The 21,183-nt window shown below is 36.9% G+C and carries 11 protein-coding genes; 4 read left to right on the plus strand and 7 right to left on the minus strand.

Annotated elements, in window-relative coordinates:
- Positions 1–72: 72 nt before the first annotated feature.
- The 7 genes from C8C85_RS01065 to C8C85_RS01095 all read right to left on the minus strand — a co-directional run bounded on the left by C8C85_RS01065 (position 73) and on the right by C8C85_RS01095 (position 11,495).
- Entirely contained in the window at positions 73–2,739 is a 2,667-nt protein-coding gene (locus C8C85_RS01065) for a glycoside hydrolase family 38 C-terminal domain-containing protein (protein ID WP_116795418.1), read from the minus strand.
- Between the two features lie 125 nt (positions 2,740–2,864).
- A complete protein-coding gene (locus C8C85_RS01070) occupies positions 2,865–4,202 on the minus strand; it encodes an alpha-L-fucosidase (protein ID WP_116795419.1) in 1,338 nt (445 codons plus the stop codon).
- Positions 4,203–4,229: 27 nt separating this feature from the next.
- Positions 4,230–6,785 (minus strand): beta-galactosidase GalB, encoded by a 2,556-nt coding sequence (gene galB / locus C8C85_RS01075; protein WP_207786913.1) that lies wholly within the window; start codon positions 6,783–6,785, stop codon positions 4,230–4,232.
- 54 nt (positions 6,786–6,839) lie between these two features.
- Entirely contained in the window at positions 6,840–8,657 is a 1,818-nt protein-coding gene (locus C8C85_RS01080) for a right-handed parallel beta-helix repeat-containing protein (protein WP_116795420.1), read from the minus strand.
- A gap of 46 nt (positions 8,658–8,703) precedes the next feature.
- Positions 8,704–9,483, minus strand: a complete 780-nt coding sequence (locus C8C85_RS01085) for an SDR family oxidoreductase (protein WP_116795421.1) — start codon at positions 9,481–9,483, stop codon at positions 8,704–8,706.
- Positions 9,484–9,624: 141 nt separating this feature from the next.
- Positions 9,625–9,972, minus strand: a complete 348-nt coding sequence (locus C8C85_RS01090; RefSeq protein WP_116795422.1) for an L-rhamnose mutarotase — start codon at positions 9,970–9,972, stop codon at positions 9,625–9,627.
- A gap of 74 nt (positions 9,973–10,046) precedes the next feature.
- Positions 10,047–11,495: an alpha-L-fucosidase gene (locus C8C85_RS01095; protein WP_116795423.1), complete on the minus strand. Its 1,449-nt coding sequence runs from the start codon at positions 11,493–11,495 to the stop codon at positions 10,047–10,049.
- 647 nt (positions 11,496–12,142) lie between these two features.
- Here C8C85_RS01095 and C8C85_RS01100 point away from each other — a divergent pair.
- From C8C85_RS01100 to C8C85_RS01115, 4 genes are all read left to right on the plus strand, one after another.
- The gene (locus C8C85_RS01100; protein WP_116795424.1) at positions 12,143–14,431 is read left to right on the plus strand and encodes a hypothetical protein; all 2,289 of its coding nucleotides are present in this window, start codon (positions 12,143–12,145) and stop codon (positions 14,429–14,431) included.
- Positions 14,432–14,677: 246 nt separating this feature from the next.
- Positions 14,678–17,134, plus strand: coding sequence for a prolyl oligopeptidase family serine peptidase (locus C8C85_RS01105; protein WP_207786914.1), 2,457 nt, complete (start codon positions 14,678–14,680; stop codon positions 17,132–17,134).
- A 122-nt stretch (positions 17,135–17,256) separates the two neighbouring features.
- Complete coding sequence (locus C8C85_RS01110) at positions 17,257–19,122, plus strand: glycoside hydrolase family 35 protein (protein ID WP_116795426.1); 1,866 nt, start codon at positions 17,257–17,259, stop codon at positions 19,120–19,122.
- 39 nt (positions 19,123–19,161) lie between these two features.
- Entirely contained in the window at positions 19,162–21,174 is a 2,013-nt protein-coding gene (locus tag C8C85_RS01115; protein ID WP_165818079.1) for a beta-mannosidase, read from the plus strand.
- Positions 21,175–21,183: the final 9 nt, after the last annotated feature.

Genomic DNA, 21,183 nt, shown 5'->3' on the forward strand with positions numbered 1-21,183 from the left:
TTTATTTCTATGTATCTATGTGTTTAAAAAACTAATGCTGTTTAAATTTACTCAACGAGTTATAATTAATCATTATTTTAAAATCAAAGAAACCGGTTGGTTTACTTTCAATTTTACTTGAATTGTATTGTTTGAAACAGACAATACTTCTCCTTTTTCTTCTCCTCTCAAATTACAGAATTGTGCTGTTTTGTAGGTCCCGCCTTGTGGTAAAGTCAAGGTACAAACAGTATCTTTTCCGTTTTGCTCCCAAAGTCGGATCAAGTCACCTTCTCCATCTCTGTTTTTTCCGAAGAAAGTCACCAAAACTCCTTTTTCAGAAACCGAAATTCCTTTGGCAGAAGCCGCAATTTTGCCGGCTGCCCCGCTGGCATATGATACCATTAAAGGGTTTCTGATTTCCTCAGAAGGAACAACGATTGAACTTCCATCTTTATAATTATCAATGCTCCACAAATAGAATTTTGCTGTCCAAGAACCTTCTACCCATTCGGTAAAATTGGTACTCCATTGATTGTTATACAAATTGAAAAACACATTTCCCTTTTGTGGCACAAAATCAGTCGAATATTTCCACAATCCCGGACGATCCAAACTTACTCCCGGCACATCAGCCGATGTTACACCAAACCCCTGATTGTTTTTATCCAACACTCCAACACCAGTATTGATGAAACCGTAATCCTGATTTGTTCCTTTTATAAAATCTTTCGTAGGATCAACTATACCTCCCAAACGTCCCAACTTAAACTGAGCATTCTCAATGTTGAAAGGAAAACTGATCCATCCGCCTTCAGGCCAAGCTTCCGCAGGCTTTCCGCTAATACTCCAAATTACTTCTACCGCAGGTTTGTTTTCATACAAAGTAAAAACCATTGTGTAATTGTGATTTAAATCGGAATCGCCTTTAAATTTCATTGTAGCCGAAACCGACAATGCATCTTTAGAGAATTCGATTTCAGCATTTTTTCCTGAAGCTCTTTTATAAGGAGAATCATCAAGATTGATTCGTCCCAATTCCTGATACGCCCAGTCCCAACCCGCTTTGATGTAATCTTTGGCATATTTATCGGTTTGCGTTTTGGCGAATCTTTCGTTGATGTATTGCCCAAATTTGTATTCCGAATTGGCATTCACCATCTCTTTATTTGATTTTTTATCAATCAATGATTGGATGGTTCCGTTTTGTTTGTCGAAAGTGATTTTGAAGAACACATTTTCCATTATTCCCTTTTCAGTATCAAAAGATAAATTCGATTTTGCAGTAGCTGCTTCTTCATCAGTGGAAACAAATGTTGCATATCCCATTGCAGGAATTTGATTCGCCTGGAACTGCAGAATATTTTTGTTTTTGATAATCGGAATGATTTCGCCAGTCGCTACGTTTTTCAATGATTTTTTAAAAGAAGTAACTGTCTGAACCGTTACCATATCGTTGCGTTCCCATGGAAGCGGATTGTACACCACAATACGGTCACCTTCAACATTTACAGCTGTCGCCAAACGTTTTAATTCTCTGCTGAATGTTGGCAAAATAAATTTTTCGGAACCAGTGATATGATTTCCCTTCTCTTTCCATGAATATTCAATCACATCATAATAACCTTTGGCACGCAGTTTTTCAAATTCATTGCCATACGCCCAATAACCTGAATGACCGTGACTCATGGACAATCCCCACGTATGCTCATCAAACAAATGAATACCTTCCAAAGATTCGCTTACGATTTTTTGTATTGGCTCTTCTTCTTTTTGTCCCCAAATCGTTGATAAAGTACTGAATGCTTCCAGATTCAAAGTCGATTTACTCAAAGCACGACTCGCTTTCATTTCGCGTGGCATTGACATATAACCATGTATCCAAGTATCTGGCATATCTCCTTTGATGGTCTCCAGTTTTGGATTTTCTTTAGTAATGGTATTGTAAAAATCCGCCAGACTACCCACTCTAACTTTGGCACCCGGATTAAGCTTTTCAATTTCTTTTACAGCTGCTCTGTACTCTTCATAAGACTGTGCACCAGAATTATCGTTGGTTTGAATGATTGCCAACCAGGTTTTATGATTCCACTCTTTTGGAGGTGCTGGACTTGTTCCATAATATTCTCCAAAATAGAAAGTCATCAACTTGGATTTGTCCGGGCCTTCCCACCAAAACAGTAAAGGAACTTGAGGCGACCTCGAAGCCGGATTACAGCCGATGTGCAAAAATTTCACTCCTGCATTATTCAACATTGTAGGTATAATCCAAGAATGGCTCGGCACATCCGACATTTTGGCGTCAATAGCCAAAGGCATCCCCAAATCGCGATGTATTTTAGATTCATAACCTAATGATTGAACTAAAGGTTCTAAATCGGCAGATTCTGTTTCCATCGAGAAAGGCAAAGCATGAACAAAAAGATTTCCGTCTTTTATGGCTTTCTCAATCTTCGCTTTTACTTCCGGTTTTGATTTCAAAAGCATTTCTTTCATTGGCCAGCCCGAAACCGTCCATTTGAATTGTTGGTCTTTGGGTAAGTTTTTAGATTGTTCGATAGTGTTCAGCGCACTGGTCACCATCGAATTGGCATAATTGTACCTCACATTATCGGACCAATCGGTGTAACCAATATCAAAATGGGTTTTAAAAACGACGATAACTTCATCAACCTTTGGAGTCTCTGATTTGTTTTTTTTCTGACTTATTCCCAAAAAAGGTAAAAGCGAAAATGTTAAAATTAAAACTGTTTTTTTCATATTCTAGATAACATTTATTTTTATTAATCATTTACAAATCAAGCTAATTGATTACTAAATCGATTAAATAAATTTGATAAAAAAATGCCATCTCCAAAGAATGAAGATGACATTTTCATTTCTTTTTAATTGGTCAAGAAACCACCTTGACCTCTGTATAATTTGATCGGCTTGTCTAATGTTACTTTGATACAAGTCACATATTTATCGATAGCGGTTTCTGGCAAGTCAATGTAAACCAATCCAGGAACTGCACTCCAAGAGATTTTACCAACCACTTTATGAGTCAACTTCACATTGGATCCCAAAACAGTAATGTCCTGAATTTTGTTGTCCAATCCTTTCAACATTACTTGTCCAGAAGTTTTTCCGTGAACAAATAAATAAAGTGTTGTTGAATCTTTAGAAAGTGTTGTTGGCCCGTAGAAATGCCCTTGTGGAATTCCAGGTATAGTCCCGAAGATTCCTTCACCGTTTCTTCTGTTCCAATCCCCTAATTCTTTCAATGTAGAAACAACTGTTTCAGGATAAGTTCCGTCAGGTTTTGGTCCAATGTCCAATAATAAGTTTCCTCCGTTTGAAACCGCATCCACAAAAATGGTAATAATTTCATAAGGTGTTTTCCAATTGTTGTCGCTTAATCGATAACCCCAGTTTTCATTCATGGTCATACATAATTCCCACCATTTAAATGCAGGACGCACCACTGGAAAATTTTGTTCTGGAGTGTCATAATCACCATATCCCTGCAAACGACCGTTGATGATTGTATTTGGATTTCTGTCCAACATCATTTTACGTGTTTTTTCAGCTTGCCATTCATCGGCGCTGTGTTCCCAGTCACCATCAAACCACCACAAATCAGGATTGTACCAATCAGATATTTCTTTGATTTGTCCTTGGAAGAATTTTTGGAAACGTTCCCAACGAGCTGGTTCTTTTTTGATATCATAACGTTCCTTATCTTTTAGAAAACCTGGATAATCATTGTGTGTCCAATCGATTAATGAAAAATAAGCACCACATTTCACATCACGTTTGCGCAGCTCTTCAAATAAAGGTTTTATCATGTCTTTTTTGGCAGCACACGTTTTTACCGAACTCAATTTACCTAATTTGGTGTCGTACATTGCCACACCGTCGTGGTGTTTGGTTGTGATTACACAATATTTGGCACCACAATCTTTAATCATTTCTGCCCAAGCAGCAGGATCATAGTTACTTAAATTATACCCTTTTTGTTGTTTCATGTAATCTTCAACAGAAATGTTTCCGTTATGAAAACTCCAAGACTCCGAAACATCCGCCACCGAATAAATTCCGGCGTGAATGAAGATTCCTAACTTAGCGTCTTCAAACCATTTCATTTTTTCAGCAATATCTTTCGCTTGAATTTTATTCTGCGCATTACCCACTATCGAAGTTCCAATAAGTAGAGCCCCAAATATTAATTTCTTTATCATAGTTTATATCTTTTTTGAGTTTGTTTTTTATTTGATTCTGATAACTGTCGAAGCAGCTTGTAATCCAGCGCTTTCTGCTTTCACGGTAAATTGTCCTTTTTGTCCCTTTTTAGCTTTTACAATCACTAAAACTTTTCCGTTGTAAGCAGGTCGTTCGTGACTTTGGAAAGGAATAAAACTAGTAGCATCACCATTGTCGGTTGCTACGATTTCTCCAGCTCCTTCAATTGAAAATTTAACTGATTGATTGGAACGAGGAACCATCAAACCAGCATTATCGGCAATATCCACAGTTACGAAAACCAGATCAACGTCGTCTGCAAGTACTTCGTTTCTGTCTGCAGACATTTTCAATTTTGTAGCAGCACCGGTAGTTTTAACGACATCGGTCGCCCATACTTTTCCCTTTTTATAACAAACAACTTTAAGTTCGCCTGGCGTGTAAACCACATTGTCCCAAATTAAACGGAAATCTTTTCCTGCTTCCATTTTCTTTTTTCCAAGACTTTTTCCATTAAGGAATAATTCTCCTTCATCTCCTGATGTATAAACGTGTACAGGAACAATTTGCCCAACACGTTCGCTCCAATTCCAGTGAGGAAGTATGTGAGCTGTTGGTACATCCGCTCTCCAATGAGATTTATAGCTGTAATAACGGTCTTTTGGGAAACCGGCCAAATCGATAATTCCAAAATAACTGCTTCTTGAAGGCGGATTGCTTTTTTGCAATTCTGCCAATTTAGCTTCCAATTCTGCTTGTTTTGAAGGATCGGTTCTAAAGTTTAACAGATTAGTTTCATCCGAATTATAAGGTGTTGGTTCTCCTAAATAATCAAATCCTGTCCAAACATATTCACCCAATAAATGAGGCAATTGGGCATTGGTACGGAATTGGGTATCTGGTGAACACCCCCAACCTGGAAATGCATCATCATAGGATGAAATTTGCCAAGACATTTTATTATATGGGTCACCAAAGAAATATTCGCCACGAGAACTCACTGTTGAAGCAGTTTCACTACCAATGGTTGGCTTTTTCTCATATCTTGGATCAACATCCCATTTAGATTGTTGGCTAAAGAAATAATTAACTCCCATAATATCCAATCCCACAACTGCACCAGAACTGCGTCCTCCATCTGGATCATTGTAACCATTCGAAACAGGACGAGTTGGATCTTCTCTTCGCATTATATCAGCCAGATGTTTGGTCATTGCAACGTTTTGTTGGTCTGGAACTTCATTACCAATTGACCAGATAAACACCGAAGGATTGTTTCTGTCCCTATGAGTTAAAGCTATTAAATCTTTTTCATGCCATTCGTCGAAAATCACGTTGTAATCCAATTTTTTCTTACCATTTTTCCAAGCATCAAAAGCTTCGTCCCAAACCAAGAATCCCATTTTATCCGCTAATTCCAATAATTCAGGAGCTGGAGGATTGTGCGAAGTACGCAAAGAATTACAGCCCATTTCTTTCAACATCACCAATTGTCTTTTCAATGCCGATGTATTGATGGCAGCTCCCAAAGCCCCTAAATCGTGGTGGTTACAGGTTCCTTGAATTTCAACTCTTTTTCCGTTTAAAAGGAATCCATTCCTTGGTGTAAATTCAATTGTACGAACACCAAAAGGAGTATTATAAGTATCCACCACTTTCCCGTCAACAGTTACTTTAGTTTGTGCCAAATAACGATTTGGTGTTTTCAAATCCCATAATTTTGGATTGTTTAAAACTGAATGCGCCTCAGATCTTCCAGTAGCGTTTGGTTTAATTTCAATTGTCGAACGAATTAATGAACCTACTTTTAATTTAGGCGTATTGTTGATATCCATTTCATATAAATCTGTCGTCACCACCGCTTTTACATTTTGGTTGGATGCATTGTCAACATTTACAATCATTCTGATATCAGCGGCTTCTTTGGTAATATTTGGAGTGGTGATGTAAGTTCCCCAATGACCAACATGCACCGGATTAGTTTTTACCAACCAAACGTGGCGATAGATTCCGGCACCAGGATACCAACGGGAATCCCAATTTTCTGTATCCAAGCGAACGGCTAAGATATTTTCTTGTCCAAATTTCAAAAATGGCGTCAAATTCATGCGGAAAGAATTGTAACCATAAGGCCAGGTTCCAACATAATTTCCGTTCAAATAGATTTTGGCATTAGCCATAGCGCCATCAAAATCAACAAAAATCTCTTTTCCGGAATCTGAAGCTGGTACAGTAAAATGTTTGCGATACCAACCAATTCCTTTCCATGGTAATTTTCCGGTTTCACCTCTTAATTCAATTCTGAAAGGTCCTTTGATTGCCCAATCGTGTGGCAAATTCAGTTTTTCCCAATTATTTTCGTTGGATGAAATGGCTTCTAAATTCTTAGGCTCGTCTTTAATCAATCCATCGGCTTGCAGCCCAAATCGTGAAAAAAGCCAATTATCGTCAAATGACTGAGTATCGGTCGAACCCATTCTCTTTATCGTTGTATTTTGTGAAAAGGCAGACAATCCCATCATCAAACAAAATACCAAAGCAAGGCAATTGTTCAGCGAAAACATCTTTTTGTTCATATTCATTTATTTATTTATTTGGTTTTGTTCGAAAAACGAACGGTATTTAGTTAATATTCTTTATTTAATATTCAAATCTTTTATATCCGTTTTAATTTGCTTCTTCGTCATTTTAAAGGCTGCTATTTTCGGTTTCCAAGTTGTGTTAAACTTGTTATTTTTGATTACTGCATTGTTACAAGCAGTAAGGGCAAATGAATTTTCATTGGATTCGGCAGGAAGCAAATCAGACTGATTGATTGTATTATTCGAAAAAAACAATCCATCAGTGGAACGTGCTGACAAAATAGGTTTGTCAAAAATCTTAAACGTATTGTGTTCAATTCGGATGTTACGATGCACATAATAGCCTTCAACTAATTCATGGTTTTCGGGTGCAATGTTGATGATTGTTCCCGAATTGTAGGCACACTCTTCAAAAGTGTTGTTACGAATCGTTACATCGGCAACAGCGCCCGACTCAAACCAACTCGAAGCATCGTTTGCAATCAGGATTGCGTGCATTCCCGTGCGGTAAAAAGTATTGTTTTCTATCAATACCTTTCTGCGGGTAGTCAGCAACAAACCTCTTGTGTTGGTGCGTTCGAATCTCGAATTACGGATGGTAACTTCAGGTGTCCAAGTCGTATTTTCAATCACATCACCCACTTTTACTTTATTCGACATTTCACCCTCCAAAACCAATTCCATATCTTTTTTACCAATCATTTTTGCCGATTTCAATTTGCCGGAAACAATTGGTTTCAACGTTTGTGGACTTACAAAACTAATGCTGTCACCTGCAAAAAAAGCTTCAAATCCATACGTTTGATGGTGCATGAATTGTACTTTTATCTTCTTATCAGCTGAAATTTCGGTAATTTTTAAATGGGTTCCATGTACATTCATCGGGTCGTCGTGTGAACCTGATGTTCTGCAACCGTCAACCAAGATTTTTCCTTTGCATCCTGAAAAATGAAAACAATCTGCAAACGAAGCGATCACACGACCAGAATCTTCCCGCGGTACAACGACAACTTTTGAAAACGTAATATTTTCGGCAAATTGAGAAACGATTCCCAATCCGTGCATAAAGTGCATTTTTACATTCGAAAGAACAATATCTTTAGTTAATGTGATAAATCCGCCGCAATTATCCCTGTAAGTATCACGAATAGAAAGCACATCTCCCACTTTATATTTTTCTTTTGTAAAATCACCCTCAAACAAAACAGTTCTGTTTTCTTCCTGAATCGCTTTTGATTTAAAAAACGGGGCAAACGAAGAATAACGCATCAGATTTTTTTCTTTATCCAATGAGATTGTGTGATACGAATTACTTTTCCAACCTTCACCATAAAACCCGATTTTACCATTTTCAATAAAATATATGGAATCGGGATGAATTTTTATTTTGATAGCAGATGGTGAAACCGAAGTAATAGTAACCTCCGACATCGTTGGACGCTCATAATCAAATTGTATGTTTTTGATGGCAATATTTTGACAATTGAACAAAGCAAACGAAATCATTTTTCCGTGCAAAATGACCAAAGTATTGTTTCCGTCTAAAGTGACATTTTTCAAATGGTCAAAGAAAAAGCCAATGTTTTTCACTTTCGATAAAGTATCACTTTCTGTCGAATTCGAAATATAAATTTCTTTCTTAACCGCATCCTCAGGCCACAAATCAATTCTTCCGCCCGGCAACTGAACAACTACATTTTGTTTGCCTTTGCATTTTTCCAAAGCTTGACGAATACCTTTACTGGAATTCAGGTAACTATTTGATTCCACGCCAAATTGCGTCACTTTGATAGTATCGGCAACTTGTCCTGAAACACCAAATGTTATCAGGAAAAATAGAAACAGCATGCCTTTTACTATGGAAAAATTCATTTTTGGTTAAAAGTCTGAGATTAAAAATAAAGGTTTCAATTATTGATTACAACGAACGATCCAAATGTGTGTAACCGCCATCCACATAAATCAACTGACCTGTGGTGTGACTCGATTTGTCAGACAATAAAAAAACCGTCATGTTTGCAATTTCTTCCGCAGTCGTCATTCTGTTTTCAAACGGAATTTTATCTGTGATTTCTTTTAATTTTTGTTCTGGATTTTCAAGAGTTTTAATCCATTTGTCATATAATGGTGTATAACATTCGGCAACAATAACCGAATTTACGCGGATTCCATATTTCAATAATTCAACTGCCCATTCACGGGTTAAGGCATTTCGCCCTCCATTAGAAGCTGCATAAGCCGAAGTATTTCCTTGTCCCGTATCGGCAGTTTTTGAGCCGATGTTCACAATTGCTCCTTTTGTTTTTTTTAGCTCTGGCAAAGCGTGTTGCGCCATCAAATAATAATGAACCAAGTTTTTATGAATGGATGCTAGAAATTTTTCGTAGTCTCCACTTTCCAAACCTACACCGTCATTCACGCCGGCATTGTTAATTAATCCGTCAATGCGACCACATAGAGCTATTACTTGGTCAACGGCACTTTTACACTCTTCTGGATTAGTTAATTCAGCCACGACAGATAAAGCTTTTCCGCCTTCGGCTTCAATTTCTTTGATAGCGATTTGGTTATCGGCATCAACTCTTCCCACAATTACAGGAATAGCTCCTTCCGAAGCCAAAACTTTGCAGATTCCAAGTCCAATTCCTTTTGCTCCACCTGTAACGATTACAATTTTGTCTTTTAAATTGAGATTCATTTTCTATATTTTTTTGAATTTGAAATTCCACTTATAAACCTTTTTGACTATCATAAAATGATTTCCAGTTTGGTCTGAAAGCTGCGTCTTTATCCTTATTAATTCTTCTTATCTATCGTTCTATTCAAATTTGACAATGGATTATCCATTTTTATGCAAGTCAAATATTTTATCCATCATCATCCATTTTTCACCTTCTTTTGCCCAAGGCAATGCTTTTTGATATTTCCACATCAATTCTTCCCATTCCTGAACCTTCGGATTATTGGCATCCATCTCTCCTTTTCTTTCAAAAGTAAAAGTCTCATTGGCCTCAATAATCATAAACATCCTGTTGCCCACGCAATAAATATCAAGATTTTCAATCCCTGAACCAGTGATGCTTTTTGTGATTTCCGGCCAAATTTTTTCATGGTATTTTTTATATTCTTCCATTAATGTTGGGTCTTCAATCAAGTCTAATGCAAGACAATATTTTTGGGTTACCATTCTATTTTATTTTAGGTTAAAAAGATTAAAGTTAATGATTGATCGATTGAAAAACAATCCAAGCAAAATACCATTTACTGAGCACTCACTTTAATGGTGACTCCTCCTTGTTTTACCAATTCCGCCTTCAATGAATTAGGAATCATAACACTGATTCCACCAGTAACGTTTTTGTAATTTAGTTTTTGTTTGTTTGCCAAAAGCGTAACATTTAGTTTCCCTTTTAAATTGTTTTTGATGACAATTTGTGAAGGAATTTCTTTTTCAGTTGCAGTTGGAAGGTAAATTCCGTAAACTGTTTTTTCACCTTTCGAAGTATAATATAAATTACCTTCAGAATATGGTGCGATTGGTCTTGTAGCATAAATGGCATCTCCATTAATATCAAGCCATTTTCCAACTTCGGCCAATGTTTGCTGAATTTTTGGCTCAAAATCACCTTTTCCGTCAGGGCCAACACCAAGCAATAAATTTCCTCCTTTGGCAACAATTCCAGTTAATAATTGAATCACTTCTGCACCTGATTTATAATTTGCATTTGGTACCCATCCCCAATCGGTTCCAAGGGTAACACAACTTTCCCATGGCACAGGAATTGGTTTTTCAAGCACTTTTCGTTCGGGAGTAAGATAATCTTCATATTCGCCTGGCACCCAACGATCCACTACAATCAATCCTGGTTGTTTTTTACGAGCGGTTTCTGCAATGAGTTTCATATTGATGTCTAAATTCTGACGTCCTTTTTTTCCTTCGTTTTCCTTTACGGTAGAAACTGGACGAACCCATCCTCCGTCAAGCCACAATATGTCAACTTTACCGTAATTGGTAGTCAATTCATCCAATTGATTTTGGGTATATTTTACGAAGCTTTGCCATTTTTCAGGATATGCTTTGATATCGTAATTTGGATTTCTGTCTTTTGGAGGATAATATTTCCACCAGAAATCCTGAGAAGTCCAATCTGGTTTTGAAAAATAAATTCCAACCGATAAACCTTCTTTACGGGAAGCATCCAAAACGTTTTTCAATACATCAGGCTTCTTGTTTTTGGCGTTTGGCAAATTTGGATTTGTGATTTTGAAATCGGTGAATTTCGAATCATACATACAAAAACCATCGTGGTGTTTGGATGTAAAAATCAAATATTTTACTCCTGCATTTTTGAACATTTTTGCCCATTTTTCGGAATCCAAATTTGTTGGATTCAAACTAAATCTTGCACCACGATAATCAGAGGCAAAAGAATCATAATCATCATAACCGTTGCGGGTGACCCAATCTTCTGGAGCTAAACCCCACGATTCGCAAATCCCCAATTGGCTATACAACCCCATATGAATTAAAACACCAAATTTGTAATCCTGCCATTTTGATAGATTTTCTTTTACTGCCTCATCTTTTGGAGCAATATAAGAATCATAAGGTGTTTTTTCGTTTTCGGCCATAATATCTCCTTGTGCGTGTGACAAAGTCGCAGTAGCAAAACAACAGGCGGCCAATACAAGTTTTATTCTGTTTTTCATGTTTTTATTTATTGTATTTTTTCTCTTGAACGATAACGATTTAGTAGTAGTAATAAGGCGTACCCTACCAAAAATAACATTATCAACTAAAACGTTTTATATTTTCAGACACAGCATTTTGACTCAATCTAAAAAAAATAAAGTTATTGCATAATTAAGTTTTATTTTAACTCAAAATTATCATTAATTAAGCAATTATTATCTTAACATTTAGTATCAAAAAACACTCTTAAATATTCTGCTATTTTAGAAATAATTAGAATATTTCAAAAAAATTGAAGAAAAATGCTTTAATACACTCATCAAGTGTTATTGCTTTTTTGATAGGAATTCAAATGAAAAAAAGACTAAAAATAGTCTTCACAGGAAATACAAAAATGATATACATATATAATAGGACACAATTTTTATTTTGCAATTTTCATTTTTGAAGTAACTTTTAATTCAAAATTCAACAAAATGGTTTCAGAAAAAATGACCAGTTCAAAATACAAACCCAATAAAATTGTCTGTTTTTACAAGTTGATTTTCTATTTCGGACAGGATTGATAATTACTAATTAAATATGGATAAAATTGAACTAATCGCTAAAATAATTAAGAAGTAATTTAGATTTTCTAAAAAAACAGAAATTATATAACACAAAGATGGAAAAGAGAATTTTCACTTTCGGCAATCTGACATTTTTTATTGCATTGCAATTGCTATTTGGTTTAAAAGTCCAAGCTCAATGGGATTTCAATACTAATTATTTCAAAATCCATATTAATGACAAAGGATTTATTACGAGCATGAAAAACACGACGGTAGCATCCAATCGTGAGTTCAGCCCAACGGACAAACCATCTCCGTTGATGTGTTTGTATGATAGTTCAAAAAAGAAATATTACGAGCCTCAACAAGCCAAATTCGAGCAGAAAAACAACACTTTTACACTAAATTATTCAAATGGTTCTGTTGCAAAAGTTGTACTGGCACCAAAAACAAAATATTTTAAATTAACTCTTCAATCGCTCACGAAACGAGAAGGAATCGATGATATTCAATGGGGCTCTTACCATACAAATATTACGAATTTGTTTGGAGAAATCATTGGTGTAGCCAGAGATACCACCAAAGCTGTTAATTATGCTATTGGAACAATGGCGCTGAACGATCAAACTACAGGCGGAATTGCAAATACAGAAGGCGAGGCAGCCCCTTTTCAATACATTATTCACTCTCCTGATAAAATAAAGTTTCCCTTGCCTGCAAATTTGCATGAAGGGCAAATATTCTCAATTGGAGGAGACGGAATAAGTGACGTGGCGTTTTACAGTCATCCCGAAGAATATTACAGAATTTTATATGGAAATGCGGCAATGATTGATAACAAAGGACAAGTTTACATAACCTATCATTCAAAAGACAGAACCAAAAAACGCGATATTTTCTTTTCTTTGATTCCAATGTTGGCAACCAACATTCCCAACCACCAGGAAATTGCACCAATTCCGGGAGTTGATTATATCGGTTCATCGATTGCGCTTTGGGGAAGTCCCGACAACACAGCCTTAATGGATGTTCTTCAGAATATTGTTGTATCCGAAGGACTTCCCTATCCTACCGTTAATGGCAAATGGGTAAAAGATCCTGCTCGATATACACCCGATGTAACTTCCGAAGGCAATTTGTTTGACAGCATTGTTTCCTATACAAAACAATTGGGTTTTAAAGCCATCGAAGCGAATGATTTACCTTATTATAAAGTTAACCGCAGTTATAAAGGCTATATCGACGGGAAAAATTTTGAAACAAAACCTTTCAAATTTACTTCTGGAAATAAATCGCACAAAGAGTTCACTGATATTTCGAACGCACAAGGAATTTTCATGGGCCGGCATACAATTGCAACGGCTTTGGCTCCAGGTACAAGAGATGCAAGCCCGATTCCAAGCGACAGTTTGTGTTACCTACAAAAGCGCCTTTTAGTGAAATCAATTTCGGCAACAGATACGATTATAGCGATAAACGACCCCAAATATTTAGACGAAATTGCCAGCTGGGAAGGTCATTGCAAAAACCTAAATATGGTAAAGATTGGCAAAGAACTTATTCATTATTTGGGTGTTTCAAAAACCGCTCCTTACCACCTTTTGAATGTAAAAAGAGGTTATTGGGATACAACTCCTTCCTCCCATAAAGCGAATGACGCTATTTATAAATTACAGGTAACCATCAACTACGGCTATGACGGTTTGATTCCGGATTTGAACTTACAGGATGCCGTTGCTGCAGATTATGCGGATGTTGCTAAAATCAACGGAATTTATTTTATGGATTTGGACGGACAGGAATTTCTGTTCAACACAGGTCAGGGCTATTATGGTGTAAAACGTTTCTTTAGAAAAATGTTTGACAGAGCCGCCTATCACAAAATAGATTATATTAGGATTACTGGAGCAACCCTTTCCGAAGGTTCTTGGCATTATCAAAGCGTTTGGAACGTTGGTGGCGGAAAAAACATGTATGATGTAGAAAAACGTGTTTGGAGAAGTACCACCAGCGAAGGTAAAGACATACGTGATGTGGCCTATGCCAATTATTTTCCAGCAACTTTTGGAGGCAACTTTAGTATCGATAAATCTTCAAAAGTGGAAGATTATGAACATGTTCAAGCCATATCGGTTGGCATTGGAGCTACATATATGTTGGGAATCAATCAAAAAAGTGTAGAAAGTTGCCCTCAAAAATATCAAATTTTCACAGCAATCCGAACTTGGGAAGATGCAAGGGCAGCAAATGCTTTCCCTGATGATTTGAAGAAAAAACTAGCCAATCCGAAAAGAAATTGGACTCTCGAAAAAGGAAAAGACAACAATACTTGGATTTTGTTTGAAAAACTTAATGGAACAAAAATAAATCCGATTACTCTGATAAGAGCCAAAGGCTATTAACCTAAATATTAAGAAAATTTAAAAATGATTTTACAGAAAGAAAAATAATTGTTTTAGTGAATTTAATTTCTTTATATTTGTGACAACAGCATGGGAATCATTGCTGTTCATCTAAAAATGGAAATCATAGTGTTTCCATTTTTTTAACCCTTTATACTAAACCGATTTAGTGAAAGGTGATTTATAAAAGTTGTGATGACAATTAAGTATAAAACAAGAATAAATAAAAACTAAACTTGATAAAAAATGAGGCTAAAGTTGATGATATCGTTACTTGTTTTGAGTACTAGTTTGATTGCACAAACAAAAGTTACCGGAAATGTGGTTGAATATTTTGGGAAAGAAAAAATTGTAACGACAGCTGAAGGGAGCGTTTTACACCATTTCAATAATGGTTATTTTCTTCCTGCCGAGAAAAGAACCGGCACTCTTTTTAACGGGCAAGACCCTATCGCTTGGCAATATGCGGTTGGAAAATTCATTAATCCAAACAAACAAAGAGGAGACTGGCAGCCTATCAAAATTGATTCTGCCGGGGCTTTCAGCCAAAAAGAAATGAAATCGGCTTTTCTTTTTACTGAATATAATTCACCAAGAGAGCAAATCGTTCTTTTGGAAACTACAGGCGGAACACGCACTTACATCAACGGCATGCCTCACGAAGGAGATCATTATGATTTTGGATATACTTTGATTCCGTTTAAACTTCGCAAAGGCGTGAACGAATTTGTTTATACTAAAGGCCGCTTTGGACGTGTGAAATCAAAAATTGTTGTCCCTTCAAAAAGCATACTGTTTACCAAACGCGATTTGACACTTCCGGATGTTATTAATGGTGAAAAAGACGAAAAATGGGCCTCGGTTCGTGTAATCAATGCAACCGAAAAAGACCTAAAAAACCTTGCCATTACTGCAAAATTGTCAAGTGGTGAAATTGCAACTTATGCAACCGATGCAATTATACCCTTGTTTGTCAGAAAAGTAAAATTTAAAGTTCCGGCTGCAAAAACTGATTATACCGGTGAATTAAAAATGAAAATAACGCTTTCGGACAAAAGCGGAAAAGTGATTGACGAAACCGAAGTTCCGATTCAACAACGTTCTGCAACCGTTCACCACGAACGTACATTTGTGAGTAAAGTAGATAACAGCGTTCAATACTATAGTGTGGCTCCTGCATTGGGAAGCGGACCAAAAGCCTTAATCCTTTCAGTTCACGGCGCTTCTGTTGAAGCACGAAATCAGGCACGTGCTTACAAACAAAAAGATTGGGCACACATTGTTGCAGCGACAAATCGTCGCCCTTTTGGTTTCAACTGGGAAGATTGGGGAAGAATCGATGCGTTGGAAGTTTTAGCAGAAGCCAAAAAAATATTCAACACCATTCCTGCCCAAACCTACTTAACAGGTCACTCAATGGGTGGTCATGGAACCTGGTTCCTGGGAACTACCTATCCTGATAAATTTGCTGCTATTGCACCTTGTGCCTCCTACCCTGATATTTCAACTTATGGATCAGATAAAGGCGATGAAATGCACGATCAATTCAAAGCTTTTGAATCAATCAAACGTTCAGCCAATTCAGGTCGTGTAAAAAGTATCGTTAAAAACCTGAAACAATCCGGTGTTTATGTTCTTCACGGCGATGCCGATTCGACAGTGCCAATTTCGCAAGTGAGAGAAATGCGTGAGATATTAAGCACTTTTCACCCGAATTTCTGCTATTACGAATATCCGGGTGGCGAACATTGGTATGGTGATCATTCTGTGGATTGGTTCCCTATTTTTGAGTTCTTTAAACGCCAAACGATTCCGACAAACAAAGAAGTAAAAGAAATTGATTTCCACACAGCCACTCCTGCGGTCTCTTCAACTGATTATTGGATAAAATTACAACAACAAATTCGTCCGTTTGATTTTTCTAACATCAACGCAAAAATTGATAATCAACAAATTACAGTAAAAACAGAAAATGTCTCTATCTTAGAACTTGATTTGGTTTCATTGGAATTTAAAGGAGAAATCACGATAAATATCAACGATCAAACTGTAAAAGCAGCATCAGATAAAAAAGCAATTCTGGCTTTAAAAGACGGAAAGTGGACTTTGATAAACGAAATCAACACAGCCGAAAAATACGCTGATCGTCAAGGTGGATTCAAATTTGCGTTCAATAACAACGTCGTTTTTGTGTATGCTACTGGTGGGTCGGCCTCAGAGCGTGAATGGTATCTAAACAGAGCCCGTTTTGATGCAGAAACTTTTTATTACAGAGGAAACGGAAGTATTGATGTGATTTCAGACAAAGAATTTTCATTGGAAAAATACAAAGACAGGAATGTGGTGATTTACGGAAATGCTTCCAACAACAGTGCCTGGAAATTGTTATTGAAAAATTCTCCAATTCAAATTGACAACCAACAAGTAAAAGTGGGCGACAAAGTGCTAAAAGGAAATGATTTGGCTGCTTATTTTGTGTTACCGAGAAAAGATAGCAAAACGGCGATGGTAGGTGTTGTGGCAGGAACTTCGGAAGCAGGAATGAAAGCAACTTGGGCAAATAATTATATTTCAGGAATCACGGGGTTTCCAGATGTGATGATTTTCAAAGCCGATTTACTTTTGAAAAGTTTACCGGAAATGAAGGTAACCGGTTTCTTTGATAACGATTGGTCAACCAGAACACTTGAATTTTTAAATTAAAAAGAAAACATATTTTACTGCTAATTCGCTAATTAAAACAAGATGTTGCAAGCATAAATTAGCGTTTTAGTGGTGAACTTAAAACATAATCGTTTTTCCCAATAAAAAACAATTTTTATAAAATGAAAAAAAATATTCTCTCCATTTTTCTTTTCTTTTTGTTGATTTCGAATGCAATCGGACAAAAAAAACACACTTTTGCCATCAAAGACGGTAATTTCGTTTTGGATGGAAAAAACATCCAGATTCATAGTGGTGAAATGCACTATGCCAGAATTCCTAAAGAATATTGGCGCAATCGTTTGCAGATGATGAAAGCGATGGGACTGAATGCTGTGGCGACTTATATTTTCTGGAATTATCACGAAGTATCACCAGGAGTTTGGGATTTTAAAACCGGAAACCGTGATGTCGCTGAATATATCAAAATTGCGCAAGAAGAAGGACTGTACGTGATTTTACGTCCGGGACCTTATGTTTGTGCCGAATGGGAATTTGGCGGTTACCCATGGTTTCTGCAAAAAGTACCGGGAATGGTGATTCGCGGAAACAATCCACAATATTTGGCAGCGACAAAATCGTATTTCACTGCACTTTACGGACAAGTGAAAAATTTATTAGTGACTAATGGCGGGCCAATTATCATGGTTCAGGGTGAAAATGAATTTGGCTCCTATGTTGCCCAACGCAAAGATATTTCGATAGAAGAACACAAAAAATACAGTGCAGCGGTTTTCCAACAATTAAAAGATGTTGGTTTCAACGTGCCTTTCTTTACTTCAGATGGAAGTTGGCTATTTGCCGAAGGAGCTCTTCCAGGTGCTTTGGCTACTGCAAATGGTGAAGACAATGTTGACAAACTAAAAGAAGTTGTAAATAAATTTAACGGCGGAAAAGGCCCTTATATGGTCGCTGAGTTCTATCCGGGTTGGTTAGATCACTGGGCGGAGCCTTTCCCAAAAGTTCCTGCCGAAACTGTAGCCAAGCAAACTAAAAAGTACCTTGATGCAGGTGTTTCTTTCAACTATTACATGGTTCATGGAGGAACGAATTTCGGATTTACTTCTGGAGCAAATTACGACGGTAATCACGATATTCAACCAGACCTGACTACTTATGATTATGATGCCCCTATAAGTGAAGCAGGCTGGGCAACTGAAAAATACAATGCTTTACGCGAATTATTGAAAACGCCAAAGACACCAGCTGTTCCCGCTAAAATAGATGTGATTTCGATTCCTGAAATCAAATTGACAAAAGCAGTGACTTTGGAATCATTGAAAAATAAAATAAAACCGGTAAACAACGAAAATCCATTGACTTTTGAAGAATTGAATCAAGGGCATGGTTATGTTTGGTACAGCAAAAAATTCAAACAGCCTATCAGCGGAAAATTAGAATTGAACGGACTTCGCGACTACGCAATTGTGTATGTCAATGGTCAAAAAGTAGCCGAATTGAATAGTTATTATAAAAATTACGAGTGCACAATTGACGTCCCTTTCAATGCAACTTTGGATATTATCGTTGAAAATATGGGACGCATTAACTACGGAGCAAACATCATCAACAGTACTAAAGGGATTATTTCTCCAGTTATTATCAACGGTGAAAAAATCACTGGCGACTGGAACATGTATTCACTACCGATGGACAAAATGCCGAATCTGGTTGATGCCAAAAGCAATGCCAAAGCAGGTCAACCCATCCTTTACCAAGGCACTTTTCAATTGACTAAAAAAGGAGACACTTTTCTTGATATGCGTGATTGGGGCAAAGGAATTGTGTTCATCAACGGAATCAATATTGGGCGCTATTGGAGTGTTGGGCCGCAACAAACATTATATGTACCTGGCTGTTGGTTGAAAGAAGGCGCTAATGAAATTGTGATTTTCGAACAAAAAAACGATAAACTTCAAACGACTGTAAAATCTATCGAGACACCAATTTTGGAAGACCTACAACCTGAAAAAGGAGAGACAAAATAAAAATATCCAATTCACATTTAGTGGTTAAAAAACAAAAAAATGAACAGAATCAAAAAAAACAATTTAAGCGTGTTGCTCCTTTTAGTGGCAACGTACTTTTTGGGGACAAGCTGCTCCAGCAACCAGGAAAAAATTTCGATGGAAATCAACAAAGGTTGGCAGTTTACCGAAGTAACAAAAAATGATTGGCATCCTGCAACAGTTCCCGGCGAAGTGCATACCGATTTGTTGAAAAACAAAATGATTCCGGATCCGTTTTATCGTGCTAACGAGAAAAAATTAGTCTGGATTGAGAAAAAAGATTGGGAATACAAAACCACTTTTGATGTCTCTCCTGAATTTCTGAAAAAAGAAAATAATCTGTTGGTTTTTGACGGATTGGACACTTATGCCACCGTTTATATCAACGGAATAGAAATTTTGAATGCCAATAATATGTTCCGTCAATGGTCTGCAGATGTGAAACAAAACTTGAAAGCGGAGAATAACGAGTTGAAGATTGTGTTTAAATCTGCCCAAAATGTGGTGGATTCTTTGGCAAAAAAAGATTTGCCATTTGTTATTCCAGACAATCCAAGATGTTATGTACGTAAAGCACAATATCATTTCGGCTGGGATTGGGGACCAAAATTCACCACTTGCGGAATTTGGAAAGCCGTTCGTTTGGAAGCTTACAATGAAAAGGAGACTGAAGAAGAATACAAAGCACCTCGTAAATATGAATTAATTCAGGAAAAAGACACTGCCGGAAGTTCGTTTTATTTTAAAATAGACGACAAAGCTGTTTATATGAAAGGTGCTAATTACATTCCATCAGATGCATTTTTGTCAAGAATGACAAATGCAGAATACGACAAAGTGATTGCCACGGCAAAAGACGCGAACATGAACATGCTTCGTGTTTGGGGTGGCGGAATCTATGAAAGCGATTATTTCTATGATTTGTGCGACAAAAACGGAATTTACGTTTGGCAGGATTTCATGTTTGCCGGAACAATGGTTCCTGGTGACAAAGACTTTTTTGACAATGTAAGAGAAGAAGTAAAATACCAAGTAAAACGTTTACGCCATCATCCGTCAATTGTGGTTTGGTGCGGAAATAACGAGATAGATGAAGCTTTTAAAAATTGGGGTTGGCAAAAACAATTCAAAATGAACAAAAAAGATTCTATCAAATTGTGGGGCGATTACAAACGATTGTTTCAGGACAGTATCCCGAAATGGGTGAAAGAAGTCGATCCGTACCGTCCTTATGTGAGCAGTTCTCCTCTTTTTGGTTGGGGCAAAAAGGAAAGTATCAAACAAGGCGACAGTCATTATTGGGGAACCTGGTGGGGATTAGAAGACATTGAGGTAGTACACAAAAAAACCGGTCGTTTTGTAAGCGAATACGGAATGCAAGCAATGCCAAATTATTCCACAATTGAAAAAATTACTTTAGAAGAGGATCGAAAACTGTATTCGGATGTATTGAAAGCGCATCAAAAAGCCGGAAAAGGGTTTACAAAACTAAATTCTTATATCAAACGTTATTTCAAGGACACAACGAATGTAAAAACCTGGTCGGTAAAAGATTATACGTATTTGACACAGTGTTTACAATATTATTCTTTTAAGAACATCATCGGAATTCACCGCTCTAAAGAACCATACAATATGGGAACCTTATTGTGGCAGTTGAACGATTGTTGGCCAGTGGCAAGTTGGAGTATCACCGATTATTACAACCGTCAGCCAAAAGCCGCCTGGTATGCAGTGAAAGAAGCCTACAGAGATGACGTGAAACCTACAATCGACAAAGTACGTCCAATTGATTTGAAATTGGAAAATCCACAAATTACATTCAAAGTGGAAGGCAATAACATCACTTTAAAAGCATCAAAAGACGCAAAATATGTGTGGATTGACATTAAAGGTTACACTGGAAGATTGAGTGATAATTATTTCGATTTGAAAGCGGGTGAAGAAAAAACCATCACAATACAAACTCCAACATCAAAACCAGTAATTACAATTACTTCGCTGTTTGATGTTTTGAGCAGAACTAAATAAAATAATTTT

Origin of the sequence: Flavobacterium sp. 103, from assembly GCF_003096795.1 — a bacterium.
Lineage (GTDB): Bacteria > Bacteroidota > Bacteroidia > Flavobacteriales > Flavobacteriaceae > Flavobacterium.

Excerpts from the sequence above, each read along its gene's own strand:
- C8C85_RS01065 (WP_116795418.1), bottom strand. The coding sequence starts at position 2,739 with ATGAAAAAAACAGTTTTAATTTTAACATTTTCGCTTTTACCTTTTTTG.
- C8C85_RS01070 (WP_116795419.1), bottom strand. The coding sequence starts at position 4,202 with ATGATAAAGAAATTAATATTTGGGGCTCTACTTATTGGAACTTCGATA.
- galB (WP_207786913.1), bottom strand. The coding sequence starts at position 6,785 with ATGAATATGAACAAAAAGATGTTTTCGCTGAACAATTGCCTTGCTTTG.
- C8C85_RS01080 (WP_116795420.1), bottom strand. The coding sequence starts at position 8,657 with ATGAATTTTTCCATAGTAAAAGGCATGCTGTTTCTATTTTTCCTGATA.
- C8C85_RS01085 (WP_116795421.1), bottom strand. The coding sequence starts at position 9,483 with ATGAATCTCAATTTAAAAGACAAAATTGTAATCGTTACAGGTGGAGCA.
- C8C85_RS01090 (WP_116795422.1), bottom strand. The coding sequence starts at position 9,972 with ATGGTAACCCAAAAATATTGTCTTGCATTAGACTTGATTGAAGACCCA.
- C8C85_RS01095 (WP_116795423.1), bottom strand. The coding sequence starts at position 11,495 with ATGAAAAACAGAATAAAACTTGTATTGGCCGCCTGTTGTTTTGCTACT.
- C8C85_RS01100 (WP_116795424.1), top strand. The coding sequence starts at position 12,143 with ATGGAAAAGAGAATTTTCACTTTCGGCAATCTGACATTTTTTATTGCA.
- C8C85_RS01105 (WP_207786914.1), top strand. The coding sequence starts at position 14,678 with ATGAGGCTAAAGTTGATGATATCGTTACTTGTTTTGAGTACTAGTTTG.
- C8C85_RS01110 (WP_116795426.1), top strand. The coding sequence starts at position 17,257 with ATGAAAAAAAATATTCTCTCCATTTTTCTTTTCTTTTTGTTGATTTCG.
- C8C85_RS01115 (WP_165818079.1), top strand. The coding sequence starts at position 19,162 with ATGAACAGAATCAAAAAAAACAATTTAAGCGTGTTGCTCCTTTTAGTG.